General features: G+C 71.8%; 9 protein-coding genes. 5 read left to right on the top strand and 4 right to left on the bottom strand.

The window, feature by feature from the left end; genetic code table 11:
* The first annotated feature begins 41 nt into the window (after positions 1-41).
* The 4 genes from BLU42_RS19695 to BLU42_RS19680 all read left to right on the top strand — a co-directional run bounded on the left by BLU42_RS19695 (position 42) and on the right by BLU42_RS19680 (position 5993).
* Complete coding sequence (locus BLU42_RS19695) at positions 42-2573, top strand: PKD domain-containing protein (RefSeq protein WP_091078546.1); 2532 nt, start codon at positions 42-44, stop codon at positions 2571-2573.
* A 146-nt stretch (positions 2574-2719) separates the two neighbouring features.
* The gene (locus BLU42_RS19690; protein ID WP_091078542.1) at positions 2720-3823 is read left to right on the top strand and encodes a polysaccharide pyruvyl transferase family protein; all 1104 of its coding nucleotides are present in this window, start codon (positions 2720-2722) and stop codon (positions 3821-3823) included.
* On the top strand, positions 3820-5049 hold the full coding sequence (locus BLU42_RS19685) for a Coenzyme F420 hydrogenase/dehydrogenase, beta subunit C-terminal domain (protein ID WP_197680539.1): 1230 nt from the start codon (positions 3820-3822) through the stop codon (positions 5047-5049). Before BLU42_RS19690 ends, BLU42_RS19685 begins: the two co-directional genes overlap by 4 nt.
* On the top strand, positions 5046-5993 hold the full coding sequence (locus tag BLU42_RS19680; RefSeq protein ID WP_091078540.1) for a glycosyltransferase family 2 protein: 948 nt from the start codon (positions 5046-5048) through the stop codon (positions 5991-5993). Before BLU42_RS19685 ends, BLU42_RS19680 begins: the two co-directional genes overlap by 4 nt.
* A 27-nt stretch (positions 5994-6020) precedes the next feature.
* Here BLU42_RS19680 and BLU42_RS19675 read toward each other — a convergent pair whose 3' ends face one another.
* Positions 6021-8585 carry a right-handed parallel beta-helix repeat-containing protein gene (locus tag BLU42_RS19675; protein WP_091078537.1) on the bottom strand — a complete coding sequence of 855 codons (2565 nt, stop codon included), beginning with the start codon at positions 8583-8585 and terminating at the stop codon, positions 6021-6023.
* A 946-nt stretch (positions 8586-9531) separates the two neighbouring features.
* On the opposite strand from BLU42_RS19675, the gene BLU42_RS19670 reads away from it, so the two are divergent.
* A complete protein-coding gene (locus BLU42_RS19670) occupies positions 9532-10593 on the top strand; it encodes an acyltransferase family protein (protein WP_157720107.1) in 1062 nt (353 codons plus the stop codon).
* Positions 10594-10946: 353 nt separating this feature from the next.
* Here BLU42_RS19670 and BLU42_RS19665 read toward each other — a convergent pair whose 3' ends face one another.
* The 3 genes from BLU42_RS19665 to BLU42_RS19655 all read right to left on the bottom strand — a co-directional run bounded on the left by BLU42_RS19665 (position 10947) and on the right by BLU42_RS19655 (position 15628).
* Positions 10947-13430, bottom strand: a complete 2484-nt coding sequence (locus BLU42_RS19665; RefSeq protein WP_091078530.1) for a right-handed parallel beta-helix repeat-containing protein — start codon at positions 13428-13430, stop codon at positions 10947-10949.
* 245 nt (positions 13431-13675) lie between these two features.
* Positions 13676-14926 carry a hypothetical protein gene (locus BLU42_RS19660; protein WP_091078528.1) on the bottom strand — a complete coding sequence of 417 codons (1251 nt, stop codon included), beginning with the start codon at positions 14924-14926 and terminating at the stop codon, positions 13676-13678.
* 72 nt (positions 14927-14998) lie between these two features.
* The gene (locus BLU42_RS19655) at positions 14999-15628 is read right to left on the bottom strand and encodes a hypothetical protein (protein ID WP_091078525.1); all 630 of its coding nucleotides are present in this window, start codon (positions 15626-15628) and stop codon (positions 14999-15001) included.
* Positions 15629-15644 lie beyond the last annotated feature (16 nt).

Genomic DNA, 15644 nt, shown 5'->3' with positions numbered 1-15644 from the left:
GGGGGGACACGGTGCGGACCAAGCACACATGGCGTTGGAGCGTGCTCGCGCTCGTCACGGCGGTCGTGGGCGCAGCCCTCACGGTCCCGGTGAGCGGCGACGCGGCCTGGGCGGACACGGTCCCGCCCGCGACGGACCGGCCGGCCACCGTGTCGGCCGACCCGCTGCCCACCTGGCAGGTGACCGGCGTCGTCTGGAGCCAGGTCACCGTCGGCACCACCGTCTACGCGACGGGCAGCTTCACCAAGGCCCGCCCGCCGGGCATGTGGAAGGGCGGACCCACCGAGATCGACGTCGCGCACCTCATCGCCTACGACATCACCACCGGCCAGCGAATCGCCTCGTTCAACCACACCCTCGACGCCCAGGGCCTCGCGATCACCGCGTCCCCGGACGGCAGCCGCGTCTACGTCGGCGGCGACTTCACCACCGTCGACGGCGTCTCGCGCCCGCACCTCGCGGCCTTCGACACCCGCAGCGGAGCGCTCGTCCCGGGTTTCGCCGCCTCGGTGAACGGCCAGGTCAAGGCGCTGACCGCGACCAACAGCACCCTGTACGCGGGCGGCGGGTTCACCGGTGCCGGACCGGACGACGAGCGTCGCTACTTCCTCGCCTCCTTCTCGGCCGGCACCGGGGCCCTGACGAGCTGGGCGCCGGTGGCCTCCGGCGGCTACACCTGGGCCCTCACCATGACGCCGGACCGGACGAAGGTGGTCGCGGGCGGGCAGTTCTCGACCCTCAACGGGACCACCGTGAACGGCATGGGCGCCCTGGACGCGACCACGGGCGCGACGCTCACCTGGCGCGCCAACACGGTGATCAAGGACTACAACCAGGGCGCGATCGACACCCTCACCACCGACGGCACGCTCGTCTACGGCGGCGGGTTCGCCTTCGGCGCGGGCGGCACCTTCGAGGGCAGCTTCGCCCTCGACCCGGCCGACGGGTCGATCCGCTGGCTGGTCGACTGCCTCGGCGACACCTACGACGTCGAGCCCGTCGGGCCTGTGCTGTACGTGGCCGGGCACCCGCACGACTGCACGATGATCGGCGGCTTCACCGACACCAGCCCGCGCACGCGGTGGCAGTACGGGACGGCGTACACCACCGTGCCGATGGGCACCAACGGCGGCCCGAACGCCGTGGGGCGGAGCTTCAAGGGCCAGCCAGCGGCTGCTCAGCTGCACTGGTACCCCTCGCTCGGGATCGGCCTCGCGAGCGGGCAGTACCAGTCGGTGTGGAGCATCACCAGCGCGGCGGGCTACGTCGCGCTCGGGGGCGAGTTCCCGACGGTCGCCGGCAAGCCGCAGCAGGGTCTGACCCGCTACGCCACGGCCCCCGTCGCACCGAACCGGTCGGGCCCGCGCTACGACGGGACCGCGCCCGTGCGGACCACCGCTCCCCCCACCACGGCGACCGCCACCGGCAGCTCGGTGCAGGTCGAGTTCGGCTCGGCCTGGGACGAGGACAACCAGCGCCTCACCTACCGCGTCTACCGCGACCGCGGCACGTCGGCGGAGAAGCTCGTCGCCACGAGGACGGCGGACAGCTCCTTCTGGTCGGTCCCCACGCTCTCGGTCACCGACCTCGGCGTGCCGAACGGCGAGCACACCTACCAGGTCGTGGTGAGCGACCCGTTCGGCAACCTGCTCGAGAGCCCCGTGTCGCCGCGGGTGGGCGTCGGCACGAACTTCGCGCCCGTCGCCCGCTTCACCAACGTCGCCGACCGGCTCGCCGTCAGCTTCTCGGGCGCGTCGTCCAGCGACGAGGACGGCAGGGTCGTGTCCTGGTCGTGGGCCTTCGGCGACGGCCGGACCGGCAGCGGCGAGACGACCAGCCACACCTACGCGGCCGCCGGCAGCTATCCGGTCACGCTGACCGTCACCGACGACGACGGCACCACCGCGAGCGTCCGGCAGACCGTCGTCGTGACGGGCGAGCCGAAGCCGCTGGCCCGGGACGACTTCGAGCGCGCCACAGCTTCCGGCTGGGGCTCCGCCGACCTGGGCGGGACCTGGACGACGCCGTCGGCCGGCTCGCTCTCCACCGCGGGCGGGGCCGGGTTGATCCGGCTCGGGGCCGGGTCAGGTCCCTACGCCCAGCTCGCGACCGGCTCGCGCGACGCCGACCTGCAGCTCACCTTCGCCGTCGACAAGGCAGCCGCAGCCAGCAGCGTCTTCGTGCGCGCGGTCCCCCGCGGCAGCGTCGCCGACGGCTACTTCGCCAAGGTGTACGCCCCGGCCGGCGGCAAGATGGTCCTCTACCTGGTGCGGGTGCAGGGGAACGCCCAGACCGACCTCAAGGCCTTCGTGCTGCCCGAGACGCTGACCGCCGGCAAGCGCTGGACGATCCGCACCCAGGCGGTGGGCGCGGCACCCACGCTCGTCCGGGCCCGGGTCTGGGCCGAGGGAAGCCCCGAGCCCACCACCTGGCAGGCAAGCGCCACCGACGCCACGGCCGCGCTGCAGACCAGGACCGGCATCGCCGTCGGCGGCTACGCGTCGGCCGGCGTCACCAACGCCCCGCTGACGCTGTCGGTGGACAAGCTGCTGGTCCGTCCCACCAGCGGGTGATCCCGGTCCCGCCGGCCGCCGACGAGGCCGGTCGCGGGAGCACCTGATGAGAGGATGAGAGCCTGGACGCCGTGGCAGTCGTCCGGCCCTGCTCCCCGGCGGCACGTCGCACGGCGCCGCACCCGCAACCGCAAGGACGACGCACGATGAAGATCCTGGTCCTCTGGGCCGACGACCGCTCGCCCAACCTCGGGGTCCGCGTGCTGGGGGCGGGCACGGCCGCGCTCGCGCGCCGGGTCTGGCCCGACGCGGAGTTCGTGTTCTCCAACTACGGCTCCCGGACCGCGCCCGTCCGGCTGGGTTCCACGACCGACCTGCTCAAGGAGGCCGTGACGCGCCGGGTCGGGCTGAACCGGTGGTTCGCGGGCTTCGACCTCGTCCTGGACACCCGGGCGGGTGACTCCTTCGCCGACATCTACGGCCTCCCACGCCTCACCTCGATGACGCTCGCCACCGAGCTCGCCTACCGCGCCGGCGTGCCGGTGGTGCTGACCCCGCAGACGATCGGCCCGTTCGGCGGCCGGCGCGCGAAGACGATGGCCCGTCGGTCGCTGCGGACGGCGGCGCTGGTGATGGCGCGCGACTCGACGAGCGCCGAGGCGGCCGCCGGCCTGGGCCGCCCGGTCGACCTGCTCACCAGCGACGTCGTCTTCGCCCTCGACGTCCCCGCGCGCGACGCCCGGCGCGACGTGGTGCTGAACGTCTCGGGCCTGCTCTGGCAGCCCAACCCGCACGTCGACCACGCGCGCTACCGTCGCACCGTCGCACAGGTGCACGACGCGCTCGTGGCCGCCGGCCGCACCGTGACGCTGCTGCCCCACGTGCTCCCGGCCGACAACTCCGACGACGACGTCCCGGCCGTCGAGGAGTTCGCCGCGACGCACGCGCCGGACGCCGAGGTCTACCGTCCCCGCTCGCTCGACGACGTCCGCGAGGTGCTCGCGGGCGCCAACCTCGTCGTCGGCTCGCGCATGCACGCCTGCCTGAACGCGCTCTCGGTCGGCACCCCGGCCCTGCCGCTGGCGTACTCGCGCAAGTTCGCCCCGCTGCTGGGCGACCTCGGCTGGTCGCACGTGGTCGACCTGCGCGAGGACCGCGAGGACGTCCCGACCACCGTCGTCGACGTCGCCCGGCGCAGCGAGGACCTGCGCGGCGAGGCCGCCGAGGTCGCCGCCCGCGCCGGGGCACGGCTCGACGAGGCGGCCGCCGCCCTGCGTACGCGGTTCGGCGGCCCGGGCACCGCCGCGTGAGCGAGCAGGCCCGGCTCGACCGAGCCGTCAGGAAGGTCGTCGCGGAGGGCAACTGCAGCGGGTGCGGGGCGTGCACCCTGCTCGACCCCGGCCTCTCCATGCGGCTGCAGGACGACGGGTTCCGTCGCCCCGTGCGTGAGGGCGCGGGCCCCACACCGGCGGGGGCGGACGCCCGCTTCGCCCGGGTCTGCCCGGGACGCCGCACCGAGGCGCGCACGCCGGAGGGCTCGACGCGGCACCCGCTGCTCGGCCCGGTCGTCAGCTGCTGGCGCGCCTGGGCGGCGGATGACGAGCTGCGTCACCGCGGCAGCAGCGGCGGCACGCTCACGGCCCTGAGCACCTGGCTGGTCGAGACGGGGCGGGTGAGCGCGGTACGCACCGCGCGGACTGACCGCGAGGAGCCGCGCCGCACCGTGCCCGTCACCCTGACCACCCGCGAGGAGGCCCTCGCCAGCGCGGGCTCGCGCTACGGGCCGGTCGCGGTCCTCGGCCCGGGTGCCCTGGCCCCGGACGGGGCGGTCGTGGGCAAGCCGTGCGAGGCGACCGCCGCCCGCCAGCTGCTCGACCTGGAGGGCGCCGGCCCCGAGCAGGAGCCGCTGCTGCTGTCCTTCTTCTGCGCCGGCACCCCCAGCCAGCAGGCCACCGACACGTTGGTGGCCGACCTCGGCCTGCCCGAGGGCACCGGGCTCGACGACCTCTGGTACCGCGGCCGCGGGTGGCCCGGTTCCTTCACCGCCGTCGCCGCCGACGGGCGTCGCGTCTCCACGAGCTACGAGGAGTCCTGGGGAGCGCACCTCGGCCGCGCGACGCAGTGGCGCTGCAAGATCTGCCCCGACGGCGTCGGCGAGAGCAGCGACATCAGCGCCGCCGACTTCTGGGACACCGACGAGCGCGGCTACCCGGTCTTCGTCGAGAACGACGGCTGCAGCGCCCTGATCGCCCGCACCCGTCGCGGCCACGACCTGCTCGTCGAGGCCTTCGCCGCCGGTGTGCTCGTCGGGCAGCCGCTGGAGCCGGACGCCGTGGCCGGGGTCCAGCCGCTGCAGACCTCGCGCCGGCGGACCCTGGCCGGCCGGCTGCTGGGCGCGCGGGCAGCGGGACGCACCGTGCCCCGCTACGTGGGCTTCGGGCTGACGCGCTTCGCCGCGCGGGACTGGCGTGAGACGCTACGGACCGGCCGCGCGAGCTTCCGTCGCGTCCGGACCGCCCGCAAGGCCGGGCGGTGAACGTCACCGCGGAAGGCCCGACCGCCGTCGTCGTCGTGAACTACGGGGCGTCGGCGCTCCTGGAGACCAACCTGGTCCAGGTCGACGACGAGGTGGCCGGCCTGGTCGTGGTCGTCGTCGACAACTTCACCAGCACCGCCGAGCAGGACGCCGTTCGGGCGCTGTGCGATCGGCGCCGCTGGCACCTGGTCGCCTCGCCGACCAACCTGGGCTTCGGCTCGGGGATGAACGCCGGCGTCGAGGTCGCGATCGGGGCGGGGGCGGAGCAGCTGCTGCTGCTCAACCCCGACGCCCGCATCGACGCCGCGAGCCTCGGGCTCCTGGTGGACGCGGTCCGCGCCGAGCCGCTGACGATGGTCGGCCCGGTCCTCCGCACGGCGTCGGGGGCCCTCTGGTCCGACGGCCACGACCTCTACCTCGACCGCGGCCGGATGCGGGCGACCCGCAAGCGCGAGGGGTCTCCGCGGGTGGCGGAGTGGCTGACCGGCGCGTGCCTCGTCCTCAGCACCACGCTGTGGCAGCGCGTGGGTGGCTTCGACGACCGCTACTTCCTGTACTGGGAGGACGTCGACCTGAGCTGGCGCGTGCTCGAGGCGGGCGGCCGGCTCCGGGTCGTGCGCGACGCGGTGGCGGTCCACGACGAGGGCGGGACCCAGGTCCGCAGCTCGGAGCGGGCGCTCTCGACGACGTACTACTACTTCAACATTCGCAACCGCCTGGTCTTCGCGGCGCACCACCTGCCGACCCGCGACCGCCTGCGCTGGGCGCTGACCGCCCCGTCGGAGGCCTGGGCCGTGCTGCTGCGCGGGGGCCGCCGTCAGCTGGTGCACTCCCCCGACCCCTGGCGCGCGGCGGTGACCGGCACCTTCGCCGGCCTCCGCGCGCTCGTCGGAGGACGTGCCGCTGCCCGCGACCGCCGAGGCGGTCACGGGCAGCAGCCGTAGGGGACGTCCCCCGGGGGATCCCCTGGCTCAGCGCCAGGCGCCGAGCGCCTGGGTGCTCGGGGCGTCCCCGAGCTTGCTGGCGACACCGGCCGGCAGCGGCTGGGCGACCGCGGCGAGCTGGGCCTTGACGTCGGCGACCGGGCGGTAGGAGGAGTCGACCGGGCTGGCACCGATGTGGTTGTAGCTGGCCTTGTCCTGGCCCGTGGCCGTCGTGTAGTTGAACATCGTGGCGTAGCTCGGGGCGTTGGCGCCCTTGCGGCTCCAGATGGTGACGTACTTCGGGGCGCCGACCGCGGTCTGGCTGAAGACGTTGCCGTTGGACGAGGCGAGCATCTCGTTGCCGTCGAACACCTTCTCCCACGAGGAGACCCGCAGGATCGGGTCGGCACCGTCGGTCGAGCCGCCGGTCATGATGTTGTTGCCGACCGTGGTGCCCCGGGTGATCCAGGGCATGGTCAGGTCAGGCTGCGGGCGACGCTTGTCGTGGCCGGAGACGGAGAGCTGCTCGATCCGGCGGGAGTCCTGGACCAGGGCGATGGCAGCCCGCTTGTTGCCGACGATGGTGTTGTTCCAGATGTTCACCTTGTCGGTGTCGGAGACCATGACGCCGTCGTGGGCGTTGTTGGCGATGACGTTCCCGGCGACCGTGGCGGTGGAGGAGATCTCGAGGACGATGCCCCAGCGCGACCCGTCGTGCAGGTAGTTGTTCAGCACGTTGATGTCGTAGGTCGACTGGTCGGTCCAGAACTGGTTGCCCGTGGTGTTGCGGATCTCGCTGTTCTTGAGCGTGATGCCACGCGTCGTCGTGACCTTGAAGCCTCCCGCGCTGGGCGCCGGGTTGAAGCCCTCGTCGTTGGCGTGGTCGATGAGGACGTTGTCGACCATGAGGCCGTCGGCGTAGCTGGCCTGCAGGGCGATCTGCCCGGCGCCGGTGATGGTCACGTTCCGGATCGTGGAGCCCTCCTTGAAGAGCCCGATCCCCGCCGTGGCCGGGTCCTGCACGACCACGTTCTCGATGGTCTGGTTGGTGTAGTACGAGGTGATCACGCCCTGCATCCAGACCGAGTCGGCGAAGCGGCGGAAGCCGAGGCCGCGCAGCACGGTGCCGGGGGCCCGGAGGGAGACGGCCTGGGCCATGGTGCTGGCCTCGACCTTCTTGCCGGCCGGGTCGGAGCCGAGGTAGAGCTTCTTGGTTGCGTAGTCGACGTAGAAGGTGCCCGGCTTGAGCGCGCTGGTGCTGCCGACCTGGGCCTGCTCGACACCGTCGACCCAGACGGCGTCGGGGTGCGCGGCCATGGGCTTCGCTGGGTTGATGAACTGCCAGCCGGCGGTGGTGCCGTCCGGCTCGCCCTTGGTGTAGGTCGGGCTGGAGTCGAACTGCGCGGTCCAGCCGCTGACGGCCCAGTGCGAGCCGGAGGCCTTGAACCCGGTGACGGGGCTCGACCCGTCGAACCAGACGGCCTCGCCCGGGTAGTTCTGGATGGCGACGTCCTTGCCCGGCGGGACGATGAAGTACTCGCGGTAGGTGCCGCCGCGCAGCACGACCTGGCCGCCGGACTTCACCTTGCTGAGGGCCTTCGTCACGGTGGCCAGGGGAGCCGCCTGGGTGCCAGCGGCCGTGTCACTGCCCGAGGGGGAGACGAAGACGGCGCCGGCGGCGACGGGGTAGGAGGCCTGGCCGATCGGGAGCGAGCCGCGCGTGGGCATGGGCAGCGGGGCCTCGGGCTCGCCGGAGCCCTCGGTGCCGTTCGTCGGGGTGCTGGGGCTGCCGGTCGGGGACGGCGAGGTCGTCGGGTCCGTCGGCGCGGTGGGAGTACCGGTCGGCGTCGGGGTCGGCGTCGGGGTCGGAGGCGGGGTCGTGTCGACCGCCGAGCTCGAGAACTCCGTGGCGCTCACCGAGATCGGGTTGTTGCCCGGGGTGTTGTACGCCCAGAGACCGACGGAGCCGGCGCCGGTGATGCGGTTGTCGGCGGTGTCGGTGTAGGCGACCGCCCAGGCCGGCACGGTGCCGCCGCTGAGCCAGGTGCGGGTCTTCACGGTGACCGGGGAGGTGCCGGTGACCTCGAGCTCGACCGAGACGTCCTGTCCCGGGGCGACCTCCATTCCGGTGGTGTCCATCGCGAGGACCTTCTCGCCGGCCGCCGTGACCCGCACGACGTCGGTCTTCAGCTCGCCGTTGGCCGCGATGCGGGCCCGGCCGCGGTAGGCCGCCCCGTCCGCCTGCCGACGCCCCTCGACGCTGAAGTAGAACTCCTTGGCGCTCGGCACCCTGAAGGCGCTGCTCACGTCGACGTCACCAGCCTTGACCCCGGCGAGGTTGGCGCGCAGGGAGCGGCCCGCCTGGATGTCCTTGACCGTCGCGGCGCTGCCCGCGGTCGAGGAGCCGGAGCCCCCGATCACCGACCAGGAACCGCCGGTGGGGGCGGTCCCCCAGCCGGAGCTGGTGGTGCGGTCGAAGCCGTCCTGGGCCAGCGGGGCGGTGTCGGCGGCCTGCGCGGCGACCGGCGCCGCGATGGCGAGGAGGGCGGCGGAGACCGCGGCGGCGACGATGCGGCGCGACTGCGTCTGGGCGTGCGTGACCAGCGTGTTCATGGGGGGCTCCTGCGGAAGAGGGACTCAGGGAGGGGAATGTCCTGGTCTGTCCGGCCTTGGCGCCCCCGAGGCGGCCGTTGGACTCCTGGGTAATCGCCTGAATTCCAGCGATGCGACATCCTCATTATTACGATCAGATCACTGAGATTTCGTCAGGTAATCAACGCGAAGACCGGTCCAAGAAAGTTGAAGTGTTTCTCAGACCGAACGTGGGGCACGCATGTCCACTGAGATTGACTCAGTAATAACTCAGGTAAGGACCGCTCGACCTGAGACCAAGTTTCAGGAGAAGCGCCATATCCCCTGTGTCTCCTTTACCTAGCTCATAGGAAAGGACGACCGATGGGTCTTCCTACCGTCGGACGACCAGAACATCGGGTGACTAGTTGAAAGATGCATCAGCAGCGTGGGTCGAGGAAAGCGAGGCAGTCCACGGGGCTGGCACCGTCTGGATGCGGCCGAGGTCTCGCGACCGTCGGTGGAGCCCGGCGCCCGAGCGGCACGACTCAGCGGCGTCAAGCAGCGCCGGTGAGCACCTCGACGCCTACCGGGCGAGCGCTCGCTGAGCACGGCGCTCCCGGGGCGCGCACGCACAGTGACAGGTTCCGTCGGTGACCGGGCTCAGGAGGCGACTCGGTCCCCACCACGTCTGACGCAGCGCCGGGTCGACCCGTCGGATCGAGTGGTCCGCCTCCGGCGGCGGACAGCGGTCTGGCACGAGCTCCTGGAAGGGACCGATGCGCTCCAAGCCGAGCAAGGGGGCGTCCTCAGGTGAGAAGATGTCACCGCTTCGCAAACGTGCTCCGAGTTCTCACCCGGCTGTTCACACGGCCTACGGGCAAGGGCCGGTGCTGACGATGGCAGGACCCAGGCGCCTCACGAAGTGCTGGAGAGCCTGGTGATGATGGCCCCGCAGGGTCTGCTGGTCGCAGAGAGGGTGGGATTCGTGAGCGCTGACGCCGGAGCCGTCCGTACGGGCACGCCAAGCAAGGCGCGCCTGCACTGGATGGACATGCTGCGCGGCAGCGCCATCGTGCTCGTCATGATCTGGCACAGCTCGGCGATCCCTGTGCTCTACGGCGCGAGCATGCCGGCACCGGTGCGAGCTGTGAACATGTTCTTCCTGCCCTTCCGGATGCCGACCCTGATGTTCCTGTCGGGCCTGCTCCTCCCGGCTTCGCTCCGCAAGCCGCTGCCGGTGTACTACGCCGGCAAGTTCGCGGCGATCGGGTGGCCGTACCTGATCTTCGTCCTGCTGGACCGTCTTCTGCAGGGCAACGACAACCCCTGGTGGCACTGGCGGGCCTATTACGCGACCAGCTATCTGTGGTTCCTGTTCTTCATCGGCGTCTACTACGTGCTCGCACCCCTCCTCCGTCGGCTGCCTCCCTGGGCGCCGATCGTCGCGGCGGCGGTGATCGGTCTGGTCCTCGAGTCCGGAGTCGAGGAACGACTCGCCTACTTCGCGATCTTCTTCTTCCTGGGGCGCTGGGCTGCGCTGCGGGGCGATGTCTTCGAACGGCTCACGCGCACCCGCGCGCTGGTCCTGCTGGCGCTGCCTTCCGCTGCCTTCGGCCTCGCATCCGCGTACTGGGGCCTCGCCCTGGCGTACAAGGTCTGGTTGGCGCCGCTGAGCCTCGCGGGCATCCTGGTGCTCGTCGGCATCGCCCAGCGCATCGAGCGGCGCGGCCGACAGCTCCCTTGGCTCACCAAGGTCGGGCGGAACTCCATCGTGTACTACGTCGCCCACTTCCCGGTGATGGTGCTGACCATGCATGCGCTGTACGCCTTCGACGTCCGCAGTCAGGTCGTCGTAGCCCTGGTGGACCTGGCCGTCGCGGGTCTCGTCTGCACCGTTCTCGTGCTGCTCAGGCCTTACCGCCCGGTGACGTGGTTGTTCGAGGCTCCGGCCGTGCTCACGGCTTGGGTCCGACGCCGGTACGTCCCCGCCACGGAGCCGAGCGGCTCCGTCCGGCAGGCGGTGCCCGCACCCCCCGCTGTGCACTGACCGACGACCGCCGCGCGTGCGCCGGCGTAGCGCGGCCCCGCCTACTCAGCTCAGTGAGTGCGTGATCGGCGCGGTCACACGTGAGCACCAGGGCCGGTCGTCGAGGAGCGTCACCGTCCGTCCCGCGTCACCACTCCGTCGAGGATCTCGGGCCTCTGACCCGAGCCACCCGAGCGGGGTCTGCGCCGAACGTCGGGGCGGACTCGGGGCCGCAGACCCGTGGACGGCCGTGGCCCCCACCGCGACAGCGGTGGAGGCCACGTCATCAACCAGGGAACAGCCGCTACCCGAAGGCAGGGACCCGGTGTTCAGCCCGATCTCGGAACCGGAGCTCCTCGCCGGACCGCCGAAGGTCAGCGCCAGGCACCAAGGTGCTTGGCTCCGGCCGGCTGACCGGTCTTCGCCGCCACGGCCGAGGGCAGGCCTTGGGCGGTCGTGCTCGTCTTGGCGGCCACCTCGGAGGAAGGCCCGTAGGTGCTGCTGACGGCGCTCGTCCCGATCACGCTGATGCTCGAGCGGTCGTAGCCGGTGCCGGCGGCGTAGTCGGACAGCGAGGTGTAGTTCACCGGCCACGCGTCCTTGCGGCCCCAGATGGTCACGTACGAGGGCGCTCCGGCTCGGGTCTGGCTGAAGACGTTGCCGTTCGAGGATGCGAGCATCTCACTGGCCGCGAACGCTCGCTCCCACGACTGCACCCGGAGGATCGGCTCCGAGGTGTCTGTCGCACCGCCGGTCAGGATGTTGTTCCCGATGACGGTGTTCCGTACCACCCAGGGCATGGACAGGTCGGGCTGCGCGCGCCGCTTGTCGTGACCTGACACGTTCAGCTGCTCGATTCGGCGGGTGTCCTGCACGATCCGGATCGCTGCGCGCTTGTTGCCCACGATGGTGTTGTTCCAGATGTTCATCTTGTCGGTGTCCGACACGACCATCCCGTCGAAGGCATTGTTCGCGATCACGTTGTCCGCGATGGTGCCGGTCGAGGAGATCTCCAGGACGACGCCCCAGCGGGTCCCGCCGGTGATGTTGTTTCCGATCAGGTCGATGTCGTACGTCGACTGGTCGGCCCAGAACTGGTTGCCGTTGGTGCCGATGATCTCGCTGTTGCGCAGGTCGACCCCGCGGGTCGTGGTGACCTTGAACCCGCCCGCGCTGGGCGTCGGGTTGAAGTTCTGGTCGTTGCTGTTGCGGATCGAGACGTTGTCGAGCACGAGGCCGTCGGCGTAGCTGGCCTGCACGCCGATCTGGCCCGCGCCGGTCACGGTGACGTTGCGCAGCGTCGAGTTCTCCTTGAAGAACCCGATGCCCGCCGTGGCCGCGTCGGCCACCACGACGTTCTCCAGCGTCATGCTCGGGTAGTACGCGGTGATGACGCCCTGCTGCCAGACCGAGTCGGCGTAGCGGCGGAAGCCGATGCCGCGCAGGACGGTGCCCGGTGCGCGAAGGGAGACGGCCTGCTGCAGCGTGCTGGCGGCGACCGAGCGGCCCGAGGGGTTGGAGCCCACGTAGAGCTTGCTCGCGTTGTAGTCGACGTAGAAGGTGCCGGCCTTGAGGGCGCTGACGCTGCCGACCTGGGTCTGCTCGACACCGTCGATCCAGACGGCGTCCGGGTGCGCCGCGAGGGGGTAGCTCGCGTTCAGGAACTGCCAACCGGCGGCGGTGCCGTCAGGGGCGCCCTTGGTGTAGGTGGGGCTCGAGTCGAACTTGGTCGTCCACCCCGTCTTCACCCACGCGCTGCCGGACTGCTGGAAACCGGTGACCGCGCTGGAGCCGTCGAACCAGACGGCCTCCTTCGGGTAGTTCTGGATCGGCACGTTCTTGCCCGGGGGCACGATGAAGTACTCGTGGTAGGTCCCGCCGCGCAGCACGACCGCGCCGCCGGCCTGCACCTTGCTCAGCGCCTTCGTCACCGTCTTGAAGGGCGAGCCGATGGCCCCGGTGCCGGCGTCGTTGCCCGAGGGCGAGACGAAGACCGCACCCGACGGGATCGAGTACGACGCGGTGCCGATCGGCACCGACCCGCGCGCCGTCGTCGTCACCGGGAGTGCGGTCGGGGTCGTCGGCGTCGTCGGGGTGGTCGGGGTGGTCGGGGTCGTCGTCGAGCCCGAGGCCGACCACGCGGAGAAGGCTGTGGTCGAGACCGTCCTGCCGCTGGTGGAGCCGACCGGGTTGTAGGCCCAGACACCCACGGCACCGGCCTTGGTCAGGCGGCTGCTCTCGGAGTCGCTGCCCTTCGCCTGCCAGTCGGGAGCCCCGCTGCTGCTCACGTACGTCTTCGCCCTGACGGCCACCGGTGACGTCCCCGAGACGGACAGCTCGACGGTGACGGGCTGTCCGCTTCCGACGGTCACGCCGGCTGAGTACTGACTCAGCGTGCGCTCGGTGCTGCCGTTCACCCGGACCAGCTGCACGGAGAGCTTGTGGTTCGCGTCGACCCGAGCCCGCGCCCGGTAGGCGGAGCCGTCGGACTGACGCCGCGCCTCGGTGGCGTAGTACAGCTCGCCGCCGGTCGAGGGGGCGACGAACGCGGCTCGCACGAGGACGTCGGACGTCGAGAGCGGCAGGCTCGCGCGCATCGAGCGGCCGGCGGCGATGCCACTGACCTTCGCGGCGCTCGACCCCGTCGACGAGGCCGTGCCGCCGACGACGGACCAGGTGCCGCCGCTGGGGGCGTTCCCCCAGCCGGAGGCGGTGGTGCGGTCGAAGCCGTCGGAGGCGACGGCGGTGTCCGCCTGGGCTGCGGTCGGGGCCGCCAGCATCCAGGTGGTCGGCAGGGCCAGCGCCGCGAGGCCCAGGGCCATCGCGGAGCGTGCGTGTCGGAGCGAGAAGAAGGGCATCGGGCGTAGTCCTCTGGGTGGGGGCAAAGTGTTACGCAATCGTTGGCGGCGACAACGTACCCACTGAGGTTTACCGATGTAAAAGTTAAGATTTGGTCTCGAAACAACCTCCCGTGACGCCTGTGGTTGTCAGTTCAACCCCTGGTCACGCGCCGGTTGCACCAAGTTCTCCCTCATCAGAGGAGGACGAATCGCACCGGCGAAGTCGAAAAATCGCCCTGTGAGATGACTCACAAACGGTAACGTCAGGGGTTGGCTTCGAGAGCCCCGAAGAGGCCGGTGCCCGACCAGTGCCACAACCAGGCCACCCAGACGACCTGGAGCACCAGCCCCAGCACCACCAGCACCACCCGGGACGACCGGACGGCGGAGGCGGACGCCACCGCCAGGAAGAGCGGGAAGGCACCCAGGGCGAAGCGAAAGCTGCTGCCGTTCGGGACGGCGACGCCGATGAGGTAGAGCAGGTAGCTCCCGGTCCAGAGCCACATCGGCAGGCCCAGCCGACGGCCCGGTCGGCTGAGGAGCACCGCGACGAGCGCGAGCACGACCAGCACGACGACGGCGAGTCCCGGGAGGTCGCCGAACAGCCGTCGGGCCACCCGGGCCCAGAGCTCGCCCGGGAGGACGTGGGTGCCGCCGTGCCAGCCCGACTCGGTCTCGAGGTAGGCGTCCGGGTCCCCCGTCCCGACCGCGACCGCCACCGGCCAGATCGCCACGCAGAGCCCGCTGACGACGACCAGGACCAGGAGCCGGACGCGCGCGCCGTCGACGCGTGGCACGCGGGTCAGCAGCTGGACGACCAGCAGCAGGCCGAGGGCGAGGGCCAGCGGCGCCGCCGTCGGCCTGGTCAGCGAGGCGACGAGGACGAGCGGCAGGGCGGTCAGGTAGCGACCCCGCTCCACGCACAGCAGCACGGACGCGACCAGCAGCAGCCCCAGCGACTCCGCGTAGCCGAAGCCGAGGACGGGCGCCGCGGCCTGCACCAGGTAGAGGCCCACCGCGAAGAGCGCGGTGCCCGGCGAGGTCCTGACGAGGAAGAGCCGGTAGAGCACCAGGGCGAGGCCGAGCGAGGCGAGGCTCGCCACCAGGGGTGCGACGTGGACCCACCCGAGCCCGGTCACCGCCGACACGGCTCGCGCCAGCCCCGGGAAGACCGGGTAGAACGCCCAGCGGTTGGGCTCCACGATGCCGTCGGCACCGCGCGGGAGGACCGACGGGTAGCCCGAGTCGAAGATCTGGTTGTAGTAGCCGGCGTCCCACCCGTCGATGTAGGCGAAGTAGCCGGGCCTCGACGGCGACCAGGGGTTGGGCCCCTGCTGGCGGGCCACCACGAGGACCACGACGACCGAGAAGAGCCGGGTCGCGACCCAGAGCAGGAGGACCTGCACCCACCACCGGAGCCCGCTGAAGCGCCGCAGGGCCCGTCCGACCCCCTCGACGCCGCGGTCGAAGCCGCTCGTGACGGTGTCGGTCAGGGCGAGGAGGCCGGCCGGCATGGCCGAGATCCTAGGAGGAGCAGGTGAACGACGCGTTACTGCTGACCAGATCGGCGTACCTGACCCGGACCGTCAGCGGGGAGCGCGCCCGCGGAAGGCGACGACGTCGTGGTCCGGGTCGACGAGGACGTCGACGCGCACCGGGTCGCGCTGGTCCTTGGCGACCGTGAAGACGAAGACACCCTCCGCCTTGGCCCCGGCGGCGACGGAGGCCGGGAAGAGGGCCGTCGGCGGGCCCGTCATGATCTGGCCCGGGCTGTCGTCGGCGGCGGTGAGGGTGACGGCGGCCCCGGACAGGTCGAGCTCGCGGTCGGTGGCGTTCTGCACCTCGACGTGCACCTCGAGGGCGGGCCCGGAGACCTCGCCCGGCCCCTGCGCCTTGGCCTCGACGCTCTTCAGCTCGGGGACGGTGACGGTGACGTCCTGCTCCGGCTGGGCCGTCTGGTCGATCTTGACCGGCTTCTTGCTGCGGACCGGGCGGGGCGCGACGGTCTGCGAGGTGCTCCCGGCGGTGGGCGGAGGGACCGGGGTGGTGGCTGCCGGGGGCAGCGGGGCCGTGCCGGGCGTCGAGCCGGACAGCGTCGGCTGCGGCGCCGGCGAGCTGGCCGCCGGGTCCGGGTCGCCGCTGCAGCCCGCGAGGCCGCCGGTGATCACGACCGCCAGCAGGACGGCAGGACCCAGGGCGCGGAGAGGTGTCGTCACCGCTCCATCATCCCTG

This window comes from Microlunatus sagamiharensis (genome assembly GCF_900105785.1).
Lineage (GTDB): Bacteria > Actinomycetota > Actinomycetes > Propionibacteriales > Propionibacteriaceae > Microlunatus > Microlunatus sagamiharensis.
This window is presented reverse-complemented; position numbering and strand designations above follow the sequence as displayed.